The organism is Flavobacterium ustbae, from assembly GCF_003946915.1.
Taxonomy (GTDB): Bacteria; Bacteroidota; Bacteroidia; order Flavobacteriales; family Flavobacteriaceae; genus Flavobacterium; species Flavobacterium ustbae.
The window spans coordinates 179,238-195,032 of sequence record NZ_RPOC01000005.1 but is presented as its reverse complement, the minus strand read 5'-3'; the positions used below and the strand labels follow the sequence as shown (position 1 = coordinate 195,032).

Here is a 15,795-nt window from a genome sequence, read left to right as displayed (position 1 = left end):
ATTTTATAAGTTATAAAGCCTACTTATAGAGCTTACCAGTAGTTGTCAACAGAGTAATGATGCAGTACGAGATCTGCTATATCAAAGGATAGGTTTTCATTGCCATTGGTAAATGCAACAACAGTCATTCCTGCATTTTTACCAGCCTGCATACCATGATAAGAGTCTTCTATAACGATACACTTTTCTGGTAAAACGTTTAGTTTTTTTGCTGTTGTCAGGTATACAGCTGGATTAGGCTTTCCCTGTTTTTCATGTTCAGATGAAGAAATTGCGTCAAATAGGTCAAGAATTCCGGTTCTTTCCAAGCTTACAGAAATAAATGATTCAGGTGCATTTGTTGCAAGACCTATTTTGTAATTCATTTTTTTTAAATGTTCAATAAATGGTCTTACATTTTCTATAAAACAATCTTCTGTGTTTATTAATTCAACAACTCTTCTGATTACCATTTGTTCGACTTCTTCTAATGAAAAATTATCCCACGGATATTTTGCAAACCAGAAGTTTGTTACTTCTCTAGTCGTCATGGTCTTGGTAAGCTGGCAGTCCGAATCAGAAAGTTTTACACCTAAAGAACTGAATATTTCATTCTCTGCCTTGAGCCAGAAAGGTTCGCTATTTATAACTACGCCGTCCATATCAAATATTACAGCTTCTTTATTTTTCATATGTTACTTTAGTATCATTTAATATCGTAATCTTCAATAAGGATGACAATGCGACCTAAAGCGGATTTCATAATTGGAGTATATAAATTTAGAATCCAAATATACAAAATCCGTTTTAAGAGCCTATTTTATTGATGTTAAGAATTGATTCTAATAAATAGTCTGTATTTAAACAGAAGAAAATCACAAGGATTTTGTTCTGCTTTTATAACGTATTTTTAGTTTTAGAAAAACAGATAAATTGAGTTAGGAAATAGTCTTTAGTATTTGACGACCTTCCTCCCAGCTAGTGTGTCCAGATGCCGCATTGATGTGTCCTGCATTTCCAATGTTGATAAATTTACTTCCCCAGCATTCAGCAAAAAACCTCGCGCGTTCAAGTGAAACCCATACATCATCTGCGCTTGCCACAATTATGGTTGGAAAGTTAATTTGATCTAAAGGAATCGGAGCAAATCCTGTAGCGGGAAAAGTATACTGGGGAGCTTCCAGATCACTTGGAGCTACAAGCATGGCTCCTTTGATTTTCCTCTTGTATTTTGCTGCCCAGTGTGCAATTGTCGAACATCCTAAACTGTGTCCGATCAGCACAACTGATGAAGGATCAAATTCCGATACTTTTTTTTCAATAGCCTCAATCCAGTCTTCACAAGCAGGTTTTTCCCATTCCTTCTGTTCAACTCGATAGAAATTTTTTCCTGAATTTTCAAAATAGGTCTGCCAGTGATTCTCTCCTGAATTACCCAAACCGGGTACGATTAAGTAATTAGTCATCTATAAATTTTCTTTTTGGTTTTAGCAATATTTGCACGCCTCAAGGCAATACTGTAAATTCGCATTTTTAATTTCTGTAAAAATAAAGAATGGGATTTAGTGGCGCAATAGCTAAATTTAACCACTGCTTAAAATAAAAAAATGAAAGCCACTTAGCCGAATTACTTTAAATAAATAATCTTTCGCTAATTGTATCTTTACCGCATAATCGAGAAATACTTTTGAAAACTTTATTTTTTTATAAGTATCTTAAAATCAAACTTTTTGTATTTTTTAGTTTTGAGTAAAGAAAATTTTTCTTACATTTATGATGTTGGTTTGCATCTGGAAGGTTCTCCAATGCTGCACTTTACAAAAGCTTATATTGCCCCCCGGTATAAATTTTTGCGGATTTGTTAATTATTTATCTAACTGCATAATTTTTTTAAGCTATGGCACAAGAGCGCAATTTTCCCATGACTATTTTTCTGGCAGAGGATGATGAGGATGATAGTATATTGTTTTTGGAAGTAGTCAGAGAACTGCATCCTGATATAACGGTCAAGGTTTCCCAAGACGGACAGCAGCTTTTAGACGATCTTCGTAGATCCCAAACAGATCAGCCAGAAATTTTATTTCTCGATATCAATATGCCCCTGAAAAACGGCTTTGAATGCCTGAAAGAAATTAAGGACAGTGACAGTTACCACGACATGAAAATAATTATGTTTTCTACCAGCAGCAGCACGATGCATATTGAAATATCTTATAAACTTGGTGCTGACTTTTATGCGGTTAAACCCGGCTCATTTCAACATCTTAAAGAAATGCTTGCAGAAATACTGGCGATAGACTGGAAAACGGCGCTACGAAATAAAAAAAACTTTCTTCTGGTTGCCAAAAAGATGAATGTACTTTAACAAAAACAGCCCCTTCACAGGAGCTGTTTTGTTCAATTTACGTAATAGAATTAAAAAAATCCTTGCTACGATTATTTAATATCAGTAACAGACGATTCTTTCAGAGGCGATAAAGATAATTTAATAGAAAGATCAGAGAGGCTTGAAAGCTGCTCGATATTCAATTGCTGGATTATCTATCGTATAACGCCTGAAAAAAGTATTATTTCTTTGGTATCAAGGTACTATAATTGTCTTTTTATTTATTATGCTCTTTTGAGATGTTATTGAACCTCAATAGATCTTGCTATTTCAAAAACATTGCCGAACCTTTTGAAAGTTTCGCGGGCTGCATCTACTGTATTTGCGATATCTGTTTCAGTTTGAGGAAGAATATTCAGAACCGAGGTGAACGATGCCCATTTCTGGCCAGATTCATTTCCATAACCGCTAAAAAAAGAAAATCCTTTTTCAATTCCTTTTTTCTGCAACATCTGTACAATGTACGGTCCACCCATAATAGAACCTTCAAGTACATATAAAGCGCCCATTGCCTGAATAGGATTTTTTATTTCAGTCGCCGAAGCAGCAGGAAGATTTTCAATGCTGCCGCCTAACTCTTCGATATCGGTTTTGATGTAGGATGAATCACAACGTTCGCTGTAATCAGATAATACTGCATTGATGTAAGGAGCTATTGCTTTTTCAACCGCATTAAAATAAGCATAAAAGCATTTTAGAAGTTCTATATAATCTGCGTCACTGCTAATGTTTTTTATGCGAAGTACCACTTTTTTCTCTGTTTCCTGATTATCCGATTTCGTTACTTCGGAAATAAATCAAGTTTTGACATCAGTTGAACAACAGGCAATAGCTTTTAAGTACAATATGTTTTTTCGAAGAAATAGGATCAAGTCTAAATGTTGTGGGGAAATATTAAAAAGTCGATTTTTGTATTTTAAATATTTTTAAAATGCAGGATTCTTTTATTGATCTTCTCAAGTTATTGTTGCCAGAAATTATCGTTGATTATTTCGAACTTACTTCTTATGAAAAAGGAGAAGAGATTCTACATTTGCATCTAAAAGAAATCAATTCGATTCCAAAAGAATATCGAGCTTCTAAATTAAGCTCAAAAGTGTTCTTTGACGAAATAACGGTTCAGGATTTTCCAATCCGCGGACATCAGGTATATCTTCACATTACCCGCAGAAGATGGCTTAATGAAGATACCGGAAAAGTAGTTTTCAGAGATTGGAATCTAGTAGCAGACGGAACTCGTGTAACCCAGGAGTTTGCTTCTTTTTTAAAAGAAATCAATCGATTCCAGCCCAAATGATTGCAACACCATTGCTTCTTTTTACGGAGTAAACGGTAAAAATCTGCTTCATCAATATAAAGATTTTTTAAGTGATTTTAAAATTTGGGATCAAAAGAAACACGCAAAAAAGTGGCTTGTTTTTCCTAAGAATATTGGCAGACGTTTATCAATAGACGAAACTTCTTTATCAAATGGAGAATTATATACTATCGTGACCAATAAATCAGCAAGAGGCAGAAAGGGGACAATTGTAGCAATGGCGGCAGGAACCAAAGCAGAATCAGTTATAGAAGTTATCGATAAAATACCTTTAAAACGGCGAAACCAAGTCAAAGAAATCACTCTGGATATGGCTGGAAATATGAATCTGATTGCTAAAAAATGTTTTCCTAATGCAGTTCGGGTTACCGACCGTTTTCATGTTCAGAAACTGGCCACGGAAGCTTTACAGGAAATTAGGATTAAATACCGCTGGCAGGCTATTGATCTTGAAAATGAAGCCATAGGGAAATCCAAGAAATCAAACAGAAAATACGAGCCTGAGATACTTAGCAACGGAGACACATTAAAACAGCTTCTTGCAAGAAGCCGTTATTTTTTATACAAAAGCAAATGTAAATGGTCTGAAAATCAAGCAGAACGTGCTCAGATACTCTTTGGATTATATCCCAATATTCAGACAGCATACAATCTGACCCAAGATCTGCGTACTGTTTTTGAGAAAACAAGTAATAAAATAATAGCTTTTGCCAGACTCGCCAAATGGCATGAAAAAGTAAATCAAGTCGGATTTAAATCATTCAATGCAATATCCAGAACTATAACAAATCATTATCAGACGATATTGAACTATTTTGACAACAGAAGCACAAATGCTTCAGCAGAATCTTTCAATGCAAAAATAAAAGCTTTTAGAGCAAAATTCAGATGAGTTAGAAATGTAGAATTCTTTCTCTTTAGACTTACTAATCTTTATGCATAATTTTAGTCTTCCACAGGTTTTTGGATTGATCCTTAATTAGTCTTGCTCCACAGGTTTTCGTATTGATCCTTTAATTTTGTGCAGTTTTGAAAAGAATGCAAAACGCTCTAAAAGCAAAAAAGCCAGTAAATCATCGGATTTACTGGCTTTAAGACATTTTTTAGGGCTTTTTGAAAAGATTGAAAACTTAAGTTTTCCGCCTTTTTGGCCTTTCCGTGGGGAGAGCAGGATTCGAACCTAACGCTTGAAACCTGCATATTTCCTGCATTTATAATTTTTAAAAATTAAAGTGCCACGATTTTGCCATAAAACTTTTGTTGTGTGAATATTTTATTTAATGTGTTGATTTTAAAGTTTTTGTATTGTTTTTTTGTGGTTTTAATTTGATTTTACAATAATTGCGTAAAATTTTAAAATTGATTGATTTGTCCTGTTTTTTTATTTTACCAACAGATCTACGTGGTTTTAAAGATGTGGTACCCAGCTTTTTCTACTCTAAAAGTCTTGCCTACCAATAATAGTAATAATATCTATTCGTTCATCTCCATATATTCGGTAGTAAATCGTATCTACACCGCAAACACAATAACGATATCCTTTTTTGATGTGGTTGGCAGATGGAAATAAAAATGGATTTTGTTCTATTTTGTCAAAACAATCGTAAAACATATTGAAATAGTGGTCAGCCTGATCTATTCCAAACTTGCCGACACCATAGTAATAAATTCTTTTTAAATCTTCTTTGGCTTCGCTACTCAAATAATAGCTATACATCTCCCAAACCCTTTTTAAACTCGGCTAACATTTCCTCTCTAGTTTGTTTTTTTGTGAAACCGCTTTTTTCTCCCTTATCTATTTTAGCTCTAACGAAGTCATAAAACTCTTCTTGCGAACGTGCTTTTTTGATTAAATAGTTAATAGCTTCACTTTTGCTGCTGAACTCTTCTGAGTTAACTTGATTTTTTAACCATTCTTCATTTGGAGCTGTCAATGATATACTTTGTCGTGTCATAATAATAAAAGCTTTTGAATTGGTGTAAATTTACACCAAATAAAATAAAATACAAAAAGATTCTGTCAAAAACTTGTATTCCGAAAAGCGCCTTAGCTTTTACTTGCAAAAAAGGTATCAACTGCGTTCTTTTCTCAAAGATTAAAATTAGAGAGTGTAAATATCTCAACAATATTGTCGAACAAGACCATCGGTTCATTAAGTGGCGCATTCAAAATAGATTAGGTTATAAAAGTTTTGAATCGGCCAAACGGACGCTAAGCGGAATTGAAGTAGTGCATATTCTGAAAAAGAATCAAATGGTAGGGCGAGGGATATCTATTTTTAAATCATTCTTTAAATTGGCGAGCAGTTTTATACAGCTCCATGGTTTAACAGCATGAAAAAGAAGTAGTGTTTGATAGTGACTTTGAGCCGAAATCGGGTGGTCACTTTATGCTGAAAGTGTGGTCAGTTTGAACGTTTTTTACATTAAGGATTATATGTTGACACTTCGATTTTAAACTTTTGATGCATAAAGATTTAATTCTCGCATGCATTTAAGAACGGTGTCTGCCGATACCTGATTTCCCGATTTTTGAAGTTCAACCGATATGCGCTTCGACCCATACGTCATTCTAGACGCTAAAAATATGGACGTTATTTCTTCCTTGAGCTTCATTTTCCATTTTTTCCTTTCCGAAATGTGATTTTTCTTCCATCTTTTGTAGCTGTCCAGACTTATGCCTAGTGTTGAACACATAAGGTAGGCTGAGAACCTGTTTTCATTTTCTGTTATGTATTGATACACTGCCGGCAGCCCATCACGAAGGCAGTTTGATGCACCACTTATAACTTCGAATTTAGCATCTGATTTTCTAATTTTTATTTCAAGATCGTATATTTTTTTTTCCAGTGGCGTTAATTTTGTTTTTCCATTAAAATGAAAGTTTTTTTCCCCGTTTATTATATAATCTTTCCGCCAGTGCAACAGCGAAGCGCTTGTAATACTGAATTCTGCGGCTAATTCCTCAAGGTTGCATTTTTCTAAGCTTAGCTTTACCAACTTGAGCTTGAAATCCCGGTGGTAGCATTTTTTGTTTTCTTTCATACGTGCATTACATTTTTTTCCATTCAAATGCATCCGTTAAATTCCTCTATTGTTTTGTAATTAAGAGCCGAATGCCTTCTTTTTCTATTATACCAGTTTTCGATGTAATCAAACAATTCGGTTCTCATTTCTTTTGGAGTTAGCAGCCTCTTCTGCTTTTTTATTAATTCTCTTTTTAAAGAATTAAAGAAGCTTTCTGCAACTGCATTATCGAAGCTGTCACCTTTGCGGCTCATGCTTTGAATGCAGCTGTGCTCTTTGAGGCTATTTGCGAATAATTTACTTGCATACTGTGTGCCCCTGTCAGAGTGGAATAATAAGCCTTTCTGCAGTCCGCGGTTATCTAAAGCCATTTTCCATGCTACAAGAACAGTGGTTTCTGTTGAAAGCCCCGAGCTTAGATTCCAGCCTACAACCTTACGGTCGTAAAGGTCAATAATTACGGTAAGATATAAAAAACGTCTTTCAATCTGTATATATGTGATGTCGGAAACCCAAACTTGCGATGCTTTATCTGCGGTAAACTGCCTGTTGAGTATATTGGGAGAAGTGTAGAGATTGTGTTTGGAATCTGTAGTTGCTTTATATTTTTTTTTGATTTTTCTCTTAAGCCCCATCTGTTTCATAAAAAATGAAACCTGATCTTCAGATATAAGAATGCCTTTTCTGTTTAGTTCCCTGGCAATCAGTACACAGCCGCAATACTGTTTGAATTCGAAGTAAACGGCAGCAATGGCATTTTTGAACATGGATACTTTAATTTCTCTTTGCGACAATGGCTGCTGTATCCTTAAATTATACATAGAAGTGGAAACTCCTAATGCGCGGCACATAATTCCAATAGGGTATTTCTTTTTGTTGCGATAGATGAAATTGTAAACTGCCTGTTTGCCTTGAGATTTAAATTTGATGCCTTCCTGCAGTATCTTCAGCCTTAGTTCGGATTCCCTAAGCTTTTTCTCTAATTCAAAAATTTTCGAGTCTTCGCAATACAATCTTTTTCTGCCTTTTCCAGGAAAACTACCTTCCTTATATTCTCTATATATTGTTCTCCATTTTGAGAGTAATTTGGAAGAAATGTCAAGCTCTTTAGCTGTCTGCGTAACATTCTGCCTTTCAAAGCTGAGAAGAACAGCGTTTTTTTTAAATTCTGGCGTGTGTCGTCTTTGTGTTCTTACCATTATCTGATATTATTCTAGATTGATGCATTTAAGCCAAAATATTAAAAAAGATTTAAGCACCTGCATGTTAATTAAAATGATAATGCTTAAGAAATAGCTGCCAAGAGCATTAGAAAACTATTTTATTCAGACGGATCCGTTTTTTTTAAATTTGGTCTTTAATGAAGCATGAAGTCCAAGCTCCTTCATATATTTTCCAGCAGTTGAGGCTGATATTCTGAATTCGGTATTGTGCAGCGCGGCTGCAATTCTATCTCTTCCATAGCACTGTGCAGATGCGGAAAATATGATGCTTATTTCTTCCTGTATTCTAATCTTTCTTTTATATTCATCTGTATTGAACCGGTTCTTCCATCTCATGTACGTGCCTCTGTTTACCTCTAGAACTTTACTCATGAATCTTACCGAGTATCTATTTTCATTATTCTCCATAAATTGGAAAATACTCAGTTTTCCATTATTTAGCAATTCTCCCGCTCTATGAAGAATCTCAAAAGCTAAGTTAGATTGATTTATCTTTTTTTCAAACTCTGAAAGTTTATAATTTTCAGAATTATTTTTTCTGGAAACAGTTCTTTTAAAACCAGCTAGTCCCTGTCTTTGATATATTTTCCTCCAAGTGTTGAGAGCGCCTTCGTATATTCCGAGTTCCTGTTCAAGTTTTGTTAAATTATTTTTTTTGTAACTCATCAGCACGGCATCTTCCTTAAATGAGGGATCGTAAATCCTGACTGTCTTTTTCATATATTCTGATACGATTTTCTTAATATTCGCTGCTGGAAGAATTGAACTGTTCGATAGTTCTATATTTCAATGAAGAATGAATTCTTTTCGTGTTGTACCAGTTCTCTATATAGTCCAATATTTCTTTTTTCAGTGCTTCTGAGGTTAGCAGTTCAGCGCTTCTATAGATCAGTTCTCTTTTGAATGAACTGAAAAAGCTTTCAGCAACTGCATTGTCCAGATGGCAGCCTTTGCGGCTCATGCTTCTAATACATTTATGCGCATCAATCTGGTCAATAAATGACCTATTGGCATACTGCACGCCTCTATCGGAATGAAATACCAATCCTGGTGAAACTTTGCGGTTCCTAACCGCCATTTCTAAAGCAGGTATTGTGGTTTCCTTGGTTAAAAGGCTTCCGCTCAGACTCCAGCCTACTATTTTGCGGTCATACAGATCCATCACAATCGTTAGGTATATAAATCCTGTTTTAGTTTGGATATAAGTAATATCAGAGACCCAGACTTTGGAGGGTGCATCAGTAATGAATTCCTGGTTTAAAATATTTGGAGCGGTGTTATAGCTGTGTTTCGAATCTGTCGTGGTTTTGAATTTTCTTTTTGCTTTGCTGCGTAATCCCAGTGCGAACATATAATTTGAAACCTGCCGCGGACCTATTTTAAACCCCCGACTGTTAAGCTCTTTTGTGATTTTATCCCTGCCGTAGCATTTTTTAGAGCTTAAAAATATGGAGGCTATTTCTTCTTTCAGCTCTGCTACCTCCCTGTGCTTCTTCGGAATTCCGTTTTTTTTCCATTTGAAATATGTGCGCTTGCAAATGCCAAGAATTTTGCACATCTGATGAATCGAATACTTATCTTCATGGTTTTTAATGAATTCATAAATAATCGGTTTGCCTTGAAAAAGGTAGGGAGTCGCAATTTTTAAAATTTCCAACCTGAGGTCCGATTTTCGGCTTTCCCTTTCAAGCTCAAAGAGTCTTTTTTGGTCTGGATGCACTCTTGGGTAACCGGGACCAGGGAAACTTCCTGATCCGAATCGATTATATTCACGGCGCCATCTGCATATCGTGCTGGCATATATTTTAAGTTCGTCGGCAAAGTCTTGCAAGCACTTTTTTTCATAGCTTAACTTTACAACATTCTCTTTAAAAGCAAAATCAAACTTTCTGTATTTTTTGGGCATAAGTGCTTTTTTATTTCATTTTAGATAGTTAAGTTAGTTTATTTAATCTTTTATATTATAAAAAATATAGAAAGTAGATTGAAATGAGCCAATGCATTTTATATCTACAATTTAATAAAATATACAAGTGCAAAACAGGAAGTCCTAAAACTTTCTGCATTTTTAAGTATTCGAACCTAAATTTATAAGGTATCGATTATCATTGTTGTCAGCTTCTGTGAAAAAGGATGTGCTACGATTTTGCCATGATGCTGGCTTAGCATTTTCTATATTAATTTGCTGGGGCTTTAATTGGAGAGTAATAGTTATTCTGGTGCAGTATCACAAAATAAATTTTAAATATTTTTTGTTTATTGGGTAGAGAGCGGTAAGGGAATTAAATAGTTTTTTAAAGCTGCAGAAAGTTTTGCACTGCCTTTTGTATGTCCTGGCGTATTAAACTGAGCGAATATTGCTTGGAGAGGAAAGCTGCAGCGTGGTTTTCTTGAGCAAACTTTTTATCTGCCTCACTCGAGGAAGTGGAATAGATGATCACGGGGATATCCTTAAACTTGGAATCCGCTTTAATCTGCTTTAGGAATGCCCTGCCGTCCATGATGGGCATGTTAAGATCCAGAAAGATAAGGTCAGGTTTTGCAAAGAAGCCGGATCTCACTTTTTCAAAAGCGGCGGCGCCATTCTCGGCCTGCTGGCACAAAACTGAGGGATGCTCCAAAGCTAATGACTCTTGAAAAATTTCGCGGTCATCCGGATCATCATCAATTAAAAAAACGGTTTTCATAAAATGGGTTAAGCGAATGTAAATATACAATTTTTCGCGATAATTTTAATCTTCCCCTTTTTTTGCCTGTGATTTTGGCAGTATCATTGCAAAAGTGCTCCCTAGGCCTTCTTCTGAGACGGCGCTGATGGTCCCGCCGTGGTTCTGGAGTATTTTCCGGCACATGGCAAGCCCGATCCCCATGCCTGCAAACTGGCCATTTCCATGCAGGCGCTGGAAGATATTGAATATCTGTTCGGAATGCTGTTGGGAGAACCCGATGCCGTTGTCGCTGATTTCTATTTTAAGATAATCTTGATCCGGCCCCTCAGACAGGCTGTTCTTGTCAGATTCGGAAAGGGGCTTTAGCCTGATGGAGATCAGCGGGGGGATATCTGGCCTGCTGTATTTCAGTGCATTGGACATCAGGTTGCCGAAGAGCTGTGCCATTTGCAGGGGAATGGCTTCTATTTCAGGGAGCACATCGCTCTGGATCACAGCATTTTTCTGCTCGATGACCAAGTCAAAATCCGCCAGGGTCTCCAGGATGACGGTGTTCAGGTCCACAGGCTCAAAATTCTTTTCCGCCTGGGAGAGCCTGGAGAACTGCAGCACGTCTTTTATCAGGTTTTCCATTCTTTTGGCCGAGCCGGTTATCTTGCCAAGGTAGAGGTCGGCTTTTTCAGGATTTTTATGCAGGTTGTTTTGCAGCATGTCGGCAAACACGCTGATTTTCCGTACCGGCTCCTGCAGGTCATGCGATGCGATATAGGCAAACTGGGAAAGCTCGCGGTTGCGCGCTTCCAGTTCGGCATTTGCCGCATTGAGCTCGGACGTCCTTTCGGAGACCTTGAACTGGAGCTCGTGCTGGAGTTCACGCTCTTTGGTCACATCCTGGGCTGTTCCGCTGATGCCCTCAGGGGTGCCGTCCTTGGAGTACAGCACCTGCGCATTGGCGTGTATGATGCGCTTTTGGCCTGTAACCTTGTTGGTAATGGGAAATTCGTAATCATAGGAATCTTCGGCATCGGCTGTGAACGCCTCTTTAAATGCCTCCATTACTTTTTCCCTGTAAGGATCTTCGATACGCTCCATAAATATGCCGCTGCTGCCGTGGTTATCGGCCAGTCCAAGCCACTCTTTGAAACGGTCCGAACAGGTAATGCTGCCGTCGGCCGCACTGAGGCCCCAAGTGGCCAGTTCGGCCAGTTCGATTGCGCCTTCGAGCGCCTGTGTGGTCTCTTCCAGTTTTTTGGATGCGGTGACCTGCTGTGTCACATCAACGGCTATGTCCATGATGCCGTAGATCTCGCCTTTGGAATTGCGGATGGGCGTATAGGTGAATTCAAAGTAATAGGTGCTTAGTTTTCCATCGACCTGCAAATCTGCCGGCATAGCGCGCCCATAGTATGTTTCCCCGGTGCGGTACACCTCCTGAAGTATATCGATAAACGGCTGGCCCTGTAGTTCGGGAACCGCATCGATGAACGGTTTTCCAATCACGTTGCGGTCTTTTCCCCAATAGCCGATCATGATGTCATTGGCAATTTCAATTTTCAGATCGTCACCGGTGAAAAGGCAGATCCCAACGGGGGACTGCTCTACCATTGAGGTTACCTTATGCTGGCTTTCGGTGACCGCCTGCCTGCCTGAGATGATTTCATCGATGTCCATGCAGAACCCTGCATAGCCTGCATATCGGCCTTCGGCATCATAGAATGGATCGCCTGCGGCCCTGCACCACATGGTTTCCCCCGTATGCTTTCTTGCCCTGAAAAGCGTGTCAAAGTGCCTTTTCGAGGCAATGGCATCCAGATAGGCATCTTTAGCCCTGTGGTAGTCTTCGGGCGCGATGGCGTAGGTCCAATTCCCTTTTAGCAGCTCCTGGTAGGGCATCCCGGTAAATTCGATGAGCGTCTTATTGAAATAGGTCATCCGACCATCCTTATCTGAGAGCCATAAGCCTGTAGGGGAGCTGTCGGTCACATTGCGGAACAGCGCATCTGCCTCGCGCTTGCTGATTTGAAGCTGCTCTTCGGCCTGCAGCAGCGCCAGACGGCTGTTGTCCTGCTCGGTGATGTCGGCAACGGTTCCCGAGAATGCAGAACCGTTTCGATGTGAATCAAACATCCTTGAGGCAGATATAGCAATCCTATGGATGCTTCCGTCCTCCCAGATCACGCGGGGCGTATAATGGAAAGTGCCGCTTTTGATACCTTCTTTAAGAGCCTGAACCCTGAGCTCCAGGTCTTCGGGATGAATGTATTTTGAAAGCTGGTCTATGGTGAGCTCTGCCTGGACTTTTCCGGTCATAAGCCTGGTTAGCTCAGCAGTGTAGTCGATGGTGCCCTGGGAGTAGTCGACGTTGAAAATTCCCAGCCCCATGCTTTTGATGGCAATATCGGTAAGCTGGCGTGATTTGTAGAGTTCTTCGGCCGCTTTTTTCTGGGCTGTGATGTCCTGCACCGTGCCGTTAAAGCGATACGCGATATTGTCCTTGTCAAACCACGCCTTTCCCAAGGCATGAACCGTTCGGATATCTTTAGATTTAGAATCTATGATATCGTACTCAATGTCGTAACGCCCGCCAGAACTGTAATCCAGTGTCCTGTTTATGGAATCCGCCACACGCTCCCTGTCATAGGCCGCTATGGATTCCAGCGCATGAACCAAGAGCACTTCATCTTGGGACTGCAGACCAAACCAGTCCTTAAGCCTTGGGTTTGCAGCGAATCTCTGGGTCTTTGGGTCCAAGTCGAAAGTGCCGAACTCTGCGGCATTGATCGCAAATTCAAGCTCTTCCTTACTCTGGTTTATTTTCTGCCTGTGAAGCACTTTTTCTGTAGTCTCAGTGGCAATGACCAGTACGCCTTTGATCTGCCTGCTGTCATCGCGCACAGGGGAATAGCTGAAAGTCCAGTAGCAGTCTTTAAGGATTCCGTCCCTTTCAATGGGCATCAAAAGGTCATCGTACCATACGCTTTCCCCTTGGTCTAGAACCCTTGCTATCAGTGGCTGTATAAAGTCCCAGCATTCGTGCCAGTAATCGGCCGCTTTTCCTCCCATTGCATGGGGGTGCTTGGCAGTTCCCATTATGCCGAAATAGGAGTCGTTATAAAACTGGGTGAGCTCTTCCCCCCACCACAAAAACATCGGGAACTTGCACGAAAGAAGTGTGGATAGCGTATTTTTCAGATTCTCGGGCCACTTCTCAGGAGTGCCGAGAATGTGCGCGCCCCAGTCGATACTCTGGATGATTCTGGCAGCTTCACCTCCATTGTGAAGGAAATAATAGTCGGAATTGTAAAGGTCTGGTTTCAAAGGTTTGTTTTCAGGTTGCCAGCCGCATATATTGGCGCGGCATATTTAGGTAAATATAGCCAATTAAATGTAAAGAGCCCGTTTTTAGGCTTGGTAATGCTGCGGGCATTTTTTTCTCACATCAGAAATGTGCCGGGATCCGAGGCGGTTTCTTCCTGCTGCTGCTGCTCGCTTTGCTCTTCTTGTTCATCAGGGCTGCCTTCACCGGTTTGTAAACGGGCGTTGGCCAGCAGGGTATTAAAACGGCTTTTTGCTTTTGCCAGTGCCGATATTCCTGTGCGCAGGTAGTGGTCGTACTGCATCAGGAGCTGCTCTTCATAGCATTCGGCGGCACCGTCTTGGGGGAGGCTGTGATAGCAGTTTTCTGGAGTCATGAGCTTATATTGGATTGATTAAGCGCTGCTGCCTTTTTACAGGCGGCGGCAACATAAATGTAATGCTTTTGGGTTGGGGGCTTTTACATAATTTTTGGGAGTAATTGTTAAATTCTCATTTGCCGCTTTTTCATTTTTAACAGGGAGGGATGTTTAAGGAAAGGTTTAAAATTATAAATTTGATGCTCTATTTACGGATGTTCAATATCAAATATTTCACAATGGAAAAAGAGATACAGCTAAAGGTGAGAAAAGATCTGGATGCCCGAGAGCAGCATACTATCCTCAAACTCAAAGGCAGCCTGATCTCAAAAGGCTATACCGAGATTATCCATATCCTGGACCAGGACGAGCAGTTCCATATCAATACTTTTGAAACAGATGGAGATAAAAGCGGTGAAGCCCTGGAGTATATTGCCGCGTTCATCGAGCAGGAAAACCTTTCGGGGGCAATCAGCATCAAATAATTAATCAGCTCTTTTAAATCCACAGCCCGCCAGCCGTCAGGCTGGCGGGCTTTCGAGCCTTAAAATGCGGCCATAAAAAAAAGCCGATTCAATTATCGGCTTCTGCTTTTACGTTTCTTTTTTTCATTCGCTGTTTTATCTGATACAGGTTTTGGGAAAGCAGGCGCAGTATCTGCTTGTGGTGATTTGAGGGTCTGTTCTTGAACCCCCTGCATTGCAGCACTTCCATGCGGCTCAGGGATAGTTCGATGGTTTCCACTGATTTATCGGCAATTTTTGCCGATAGGATAAGCGAATCTTTTTTGCCATAATATTCATTGGTGAATACGCAGTGCCCCAAGTCATCGCCCTCGCGCATAAAATCCTTGACGTTTTCAATCACCGAAATGTTCAGTTCCTTGTCCTGAAATGACAGTCCGAAAAAGCGTTTTTTATCGCTTGCGTACCTGCTCTGCGCTTTTTCGATTTCAAGGCGCAGGTCCTGCAGTTTTTTCTTTCGTAAAAGCCCGCGCTTTTTATGCACCAATCGGTCATGCGCTCCGCTGAGGTTTTCAGGGCATACGTAAAGGGGGCTGCAGAGGTCTTTTTTGAAATGCCGAAGCAATTCGAGATAATCCTCCCAAATCTGTACATCAGCGATTTTGTAGCTGTTCCTGATGGCGGTCTTGACTGCCTGCCAGTTTCGGCGGATGCCCTGTCCTGAAACTCGCAGATAATGCTGCAGAAGCTTTATCTGACGTGCTTTTAAAAGGGTTTCGGTGATGGGGTCGGATAAAAGCGATGCAAAGAGCAGGTGGGGCGCTATATCATGCACCGAAGCCTTAAAGCCGTTGCGTTTCAAAATGGGCAGCACTTTGATCTGCGGAAAGACCTTGTAGGGATTAATAAAGCACTTAGCATTGCGAACAAAATCCTTTGGCCTTATTTCAAGGGGGGAATAGAATTTCCACGCATCGCAGGCCTGTGAAAACGCATTGGTGCTGCGCGAGAGCGTTCGCACTTCCCCTGCGGGGCTAATCCAATGCTGCATGACC

At 39.8% G+C, this 15,795-nt stretch carries 18 protein-coding genes; 5 read left to right on the top strand and 13 right to left on the bottom strand.

The features are described from left to right. Positions 1-32: 32 nt before the first annotated feature. Positions 33-671, bottom strand: a complete 639-nt coding sequence (locus tag EG814_RS09510; RefSeq protein ID WP_125721247.1) for an HAD family hydrolase — start codon at positions 669-671, stop codon at positions 33-35. A gap of 246 nt (positions 672-917) precedes the next feature. Beyond that, a complete protein-coding gene (locus EG814_RS09505) occupies positions 918-1,445 on the bottom strand; it encodes an RBBP9/YdeN family alpha/beta hydrolase (RefSeq protein WP_125721245.1) in 528 nt (175 codons plus the stop codon). A 431-nt stretch (positions 1,446-1,876) separates the two neighbouring features. Here EG814_RS09505 and EG814_RS09500 point away from each other — a divergent pair, with 431 nt between their 5' ends. Beyond that, positions 1,877-2,344: a response regulator gene (locus EG814_RS09500; RefSeq protein WP_125721243.1), complete on the top strand. Its 468-nt coding sequence runs from the start codon at positions 1,877-1,879 to the stop codon at positions 2,342-2,344. A 263-nt stretch (positions 2,345-2,607) separates the two neighbouring features. Here EG814_RS09500 and EG814_RS09495 read toward each other — a convergent pair whose 3' ends face one another. Further along, the gene (locus EG814_RS09495) at positions 2,608-3,159 is read right to left on the bottom strand and encodes a biliverdin-producing heme oxygenase (protein WP_125721241.1); all 552 of its coding nucleotides are present in this window, start codon (positions 3,157-3,159) and stop codon (positions 2,608-2,610) included. A gap of 137 nt (positions 3,160-3,296) precedes the next feature. On the opposite strand from EG814_RS09495, the gene EG814_RS09490 reads away from it, so the two are divergent. Together EG814_RS09490 and EG814_RS09485 are read left to right on the top strand one after the other, a co-directional pair. Continuing rightward, positions 3,297-3,662, top strand: a complete 366-nt coding sequence (locus EG814_RS09490; RefSeq protein ID WP_125721239.1) for an ISAon1 family transposase N-terminal region protein — start codon at positions 3,297-3,299, stop codon at positions 3,660-3,662. Then, positions 3,643-4,575 carry an ISAon1 family transposase gene (locus EG814_RS09485; RefSeq protein ID WP_125721237.1) on the top strand — a complete coding sequence of 311 codons (933 nt, stop codon included), beginning with the start codon at positions 3,643-3,645 and terminating at the stop codon, positions 4,573-4,575. Before EG814_RS09490 ends, EG814_RS09485 begins: the two co-directional genes overlap by 20 nt. A 546-nt stretch (positions 4,576-5,121) precedes the next feature. On the opposite strand, the gene EG814_RS09480 is transcribed toward EG814_RS09485, so the two are convergent. Together EG814_RS09480 and EG814_RS09475 are read right to left on the bottom strand one after the other, a co-directional pair. Next, positions 5,122-5,385 carry a type II toxin-antitoxin system RelE/ParE family toxin gene (locus EG814_RS09480; protein WP_235830947.1) on the bottom strand — a complete coding sequence of 88 codons (264 nt, stop codon included), beginning with the start codon at positions 5,383-5,385 and terminating at the stop codon, positions 5,122-5,124. Positions 5,386-5,392: 7 nt separating this feature from the next. After that, the gene (locus EG814_RS09475; RefSeq protein WP_125721233.1) at positions 5,393-5,638 is read right to left on the bottom strand and encodes a ribbon-helix-helix domain-containing protein; all 246 of its coding nucleotides are present in this window, start codon (positions 5,636-5,638) and stop codon (positions 5,393-5,395) included. A gap of 14 nt (positions 5,639-5,652) precedes the next feature. On the opposite strand from EG814_RS09475, the gene EG814_RS21355 reads away from it, so the two are divergent. Continuing rightward, entirely contained in the window at positions 5,653-6,021 is a 369-nt protein-coding gene (locus EG814_RS21355) for a DDE-type integrase/transposase/recombinase (protein WP_206430297.1), read from the top strand. A 116-nt stretch (positions 6,022-6,137) separates the two neighbouring features. Here EG814_RS21355 and EG814_RS09465 read toward each other — a convergent pair whose 3' ends face one another. The 7 genes from EG814_RS09465 to EG814_RS09435 all read right to left on the bottom strand — a co-directional run bounded on the left by EG814_RS09465 (position 6,138) and on the right by EG814_RS09435 (position 14,294). Next, positions 6,138-6,728, bottom strand: coding sequence for an IS3 family transposase (locus tag EG814_RS09465; RefSeq protein ID WP_164515303.1), 591 nt, complete (start codon positions 6,726-6,728; stop codon positions 6,138-6,140). A 23-nt stretch (positions 6,729-6,751) separates the two neighbouring features. Beyond that, a complete protein-coding gene (locus EG814_RS09460) occupies positions 6,752-7,909 on the bottom strand; it encodes an IS3 family transposase (protein WP_125721229.1) in 1,158 nt (385 codons plus the stop codon). Positions 7,910-8,035: 126 nt separating this feature from the next. After that, the gene (locus EG814_RS09455; protein ID WP_125721227.1) at positions 8,036-8,653 is read right to left on the bottom strand and encodes an IS3 family transposase; all 618 of its coding nucleotides are present in this window, start codon (positions 8,651-8,653) and stop codon (positions 8,036-8,038) included. A 19-nt stretch (positions 8,654-8,672) separates the two neighbouring features. Then, positions 8,673-9,839: an IS3 family transposase gene (locus EG814_RS09450; protein ID WP_125721225.1), complete on the bottom strand. Its 1,167-nt coding sequence runs from the start codon at positions 9,837-9,839 to the stop codon at positions 8,673-8,675. A 388-nt stretch (positions 9,840-10,227) separates the two neighbouring features. After that, on the bottom strand, positions 10,228-10,620 hold the full coding sequence (locus EG814_RS09445) for a response regulator (RefSeq protein WP_125721223.1): 393 nt from the start codon (positions 10,618-10,620) through the stop codon (positions 10,228-10,230). Between the two features lie 45 nt (positions 10,621-10,665). After that, positions 10,666-13,920 (bottom strand): PAS domain-containing sensor histidine kinase, encoded by a 3,255-nt coding sequence (locus EG814_RS09440; protein WP_125721221.1) that lies wholly within the window; start codon positions 13,918-13,920, stop codon positions 10,666-10,668. Positions 13,921-14,036: 116 nt separating this feature from the next. Then, positions 14,037-14,294 carry a hypothetical protein gene (locus EG814_RS09435; protein WP_125721219.1) on the bottom strand — a complete coding sequence of 86 codons (258 nt, stop codon included), beginning with the start codon at positions 14,292-14,294 and terminating at the stop codon, positions 14,037-14,039. Between the two features lie 221 nt (positions 14,295-14,515). Between EG814_RS09435 and EG814_RS09430 the strand changes: the two genes are divergently transcribed. Then, the gene (locus EG814_RS09430) at positions 14,516-14,761 is read left to right on the top strand and encodes a hypothetical protein (RefSeq protein WP_125721217.1); all 246 of its coding nucleotides are present in this window, start codon (positions 14,516-14,518) and stop codon (positions 14,759-14,761) included. 88 nt (positions 14,762-14,849) lie between these two features. Here EG814_RS09430 and EG814_RS09425 read toward each other — a convergent pair whose 3' ends face one another. After that, positions 14,850-15,791 carry a PcfJ domain-containing protein gene (locus EG814_RS09425; protein WP_235830946.1) on the bottom strand — a complete coding sequence of 314 codons (942 nt, stop codon included), beginning with the start codon at positions 15,789-15,791 and terminating at the stop codon, positions 14,850-14,852. Between the last annotated feature and the right edge of the window lie 4 nt (positions 15,792-15,795).

Excerpts from the sequence above, each read along its gene's own strand:
- EG814_RS09510 (WP_125721247.1), bottom strand. The coding sequence starts at position 671 with ATGAAAAATAAAGAAGCTGTAATATTTGATATGGACGGCGTAGTTATA.
- EG814_RS09505 (WP_125721245.1), bottom strand. The coding sequence starts at position 1,445 with ATGACTAATTACTTAATCGTACCCGGTTTGGGTAATTCAGGAGAGAAT.
- EG814_RS09500 (WP_125721243.1), top strand. The coding sequence starts at position 1,877 with ATGGCACAAGAGCGCAATTTTCCCATGACTATTTTTCTGGCAGAGGAT.
- EG814_RS09490 (WP_125721239.1), top strand. The coding sequence starts at position 3,297 with ATGCAGGATTCTTTTATTGATCTTCTCAAGTTATTGTTGCCAGAAATT.
- EG814_RS09475 (WP_125721233.1), bottom strand. The coding sequence starts at position 5,638 with ATGACACGACAAAGTATATCATTGACAGCTCCAAATGAAGAATGGTTA.
- EG814_RS09465 (WP_164515303.1), bottom strand. The coding sequence starts at position 6,728 with ATGAAAGAAAACAAAAAATGCTACCACCGGGATTTCAAGCTCAAGTTG.
- EG814_RS09460 (WP_125721229.1), bottom strand. The coding sequence starts at position 7,909 with ATGGTAAGAACACAAAGACGACACACGCCAGAATTTAAAAAAAACGCT.
- EG814_RS09455 (WP_125721227.1), bottom strand. The coding sequence starts at position 8,653 with ATGAAAAAGACAGTCAGGATTTACGATCCCTCATTTAAGGAAGATGCC.
- EG814_RS09450 (WP_125721225.1), bottom strand. The coding sequence starts at position 9,839 with ATGCCCAAAAAATACAGAAAGTTTGATTTTGCTTTTAAAGAGAATGTT.
- EG814_RS09445 (WP_125721223.1), bottom strand. The coding sequence starts at position 10,620 with ATGAAAACCGTTTTTTTAATTGATGATGATCCGGATGACCGCGAAATT.
- EG814_RS09435 (WP_125721219.1), bottom strand. The coding sequence starts at position 14,294 with ATGACTCCAGAAAACTGCTATCACAGCCTCCCCCAAGACGGTGCCGCC.
- EG814_RS09430 (WP_125721217.1), top strand. The coding sequence starts at position 14,516 with ATGGAAAAAGAGATACAGCTAAAGGTGAGAAAAGATCTGGATGCCCGA.
- EG814_RS09425 (WP_235830946.1), bottom strand. The coding sequence starts at position 15,791 with ATGCAGCATTGGATTAGCCCCGCAGGGGAAGTGCGAACGCTCTCGCGC.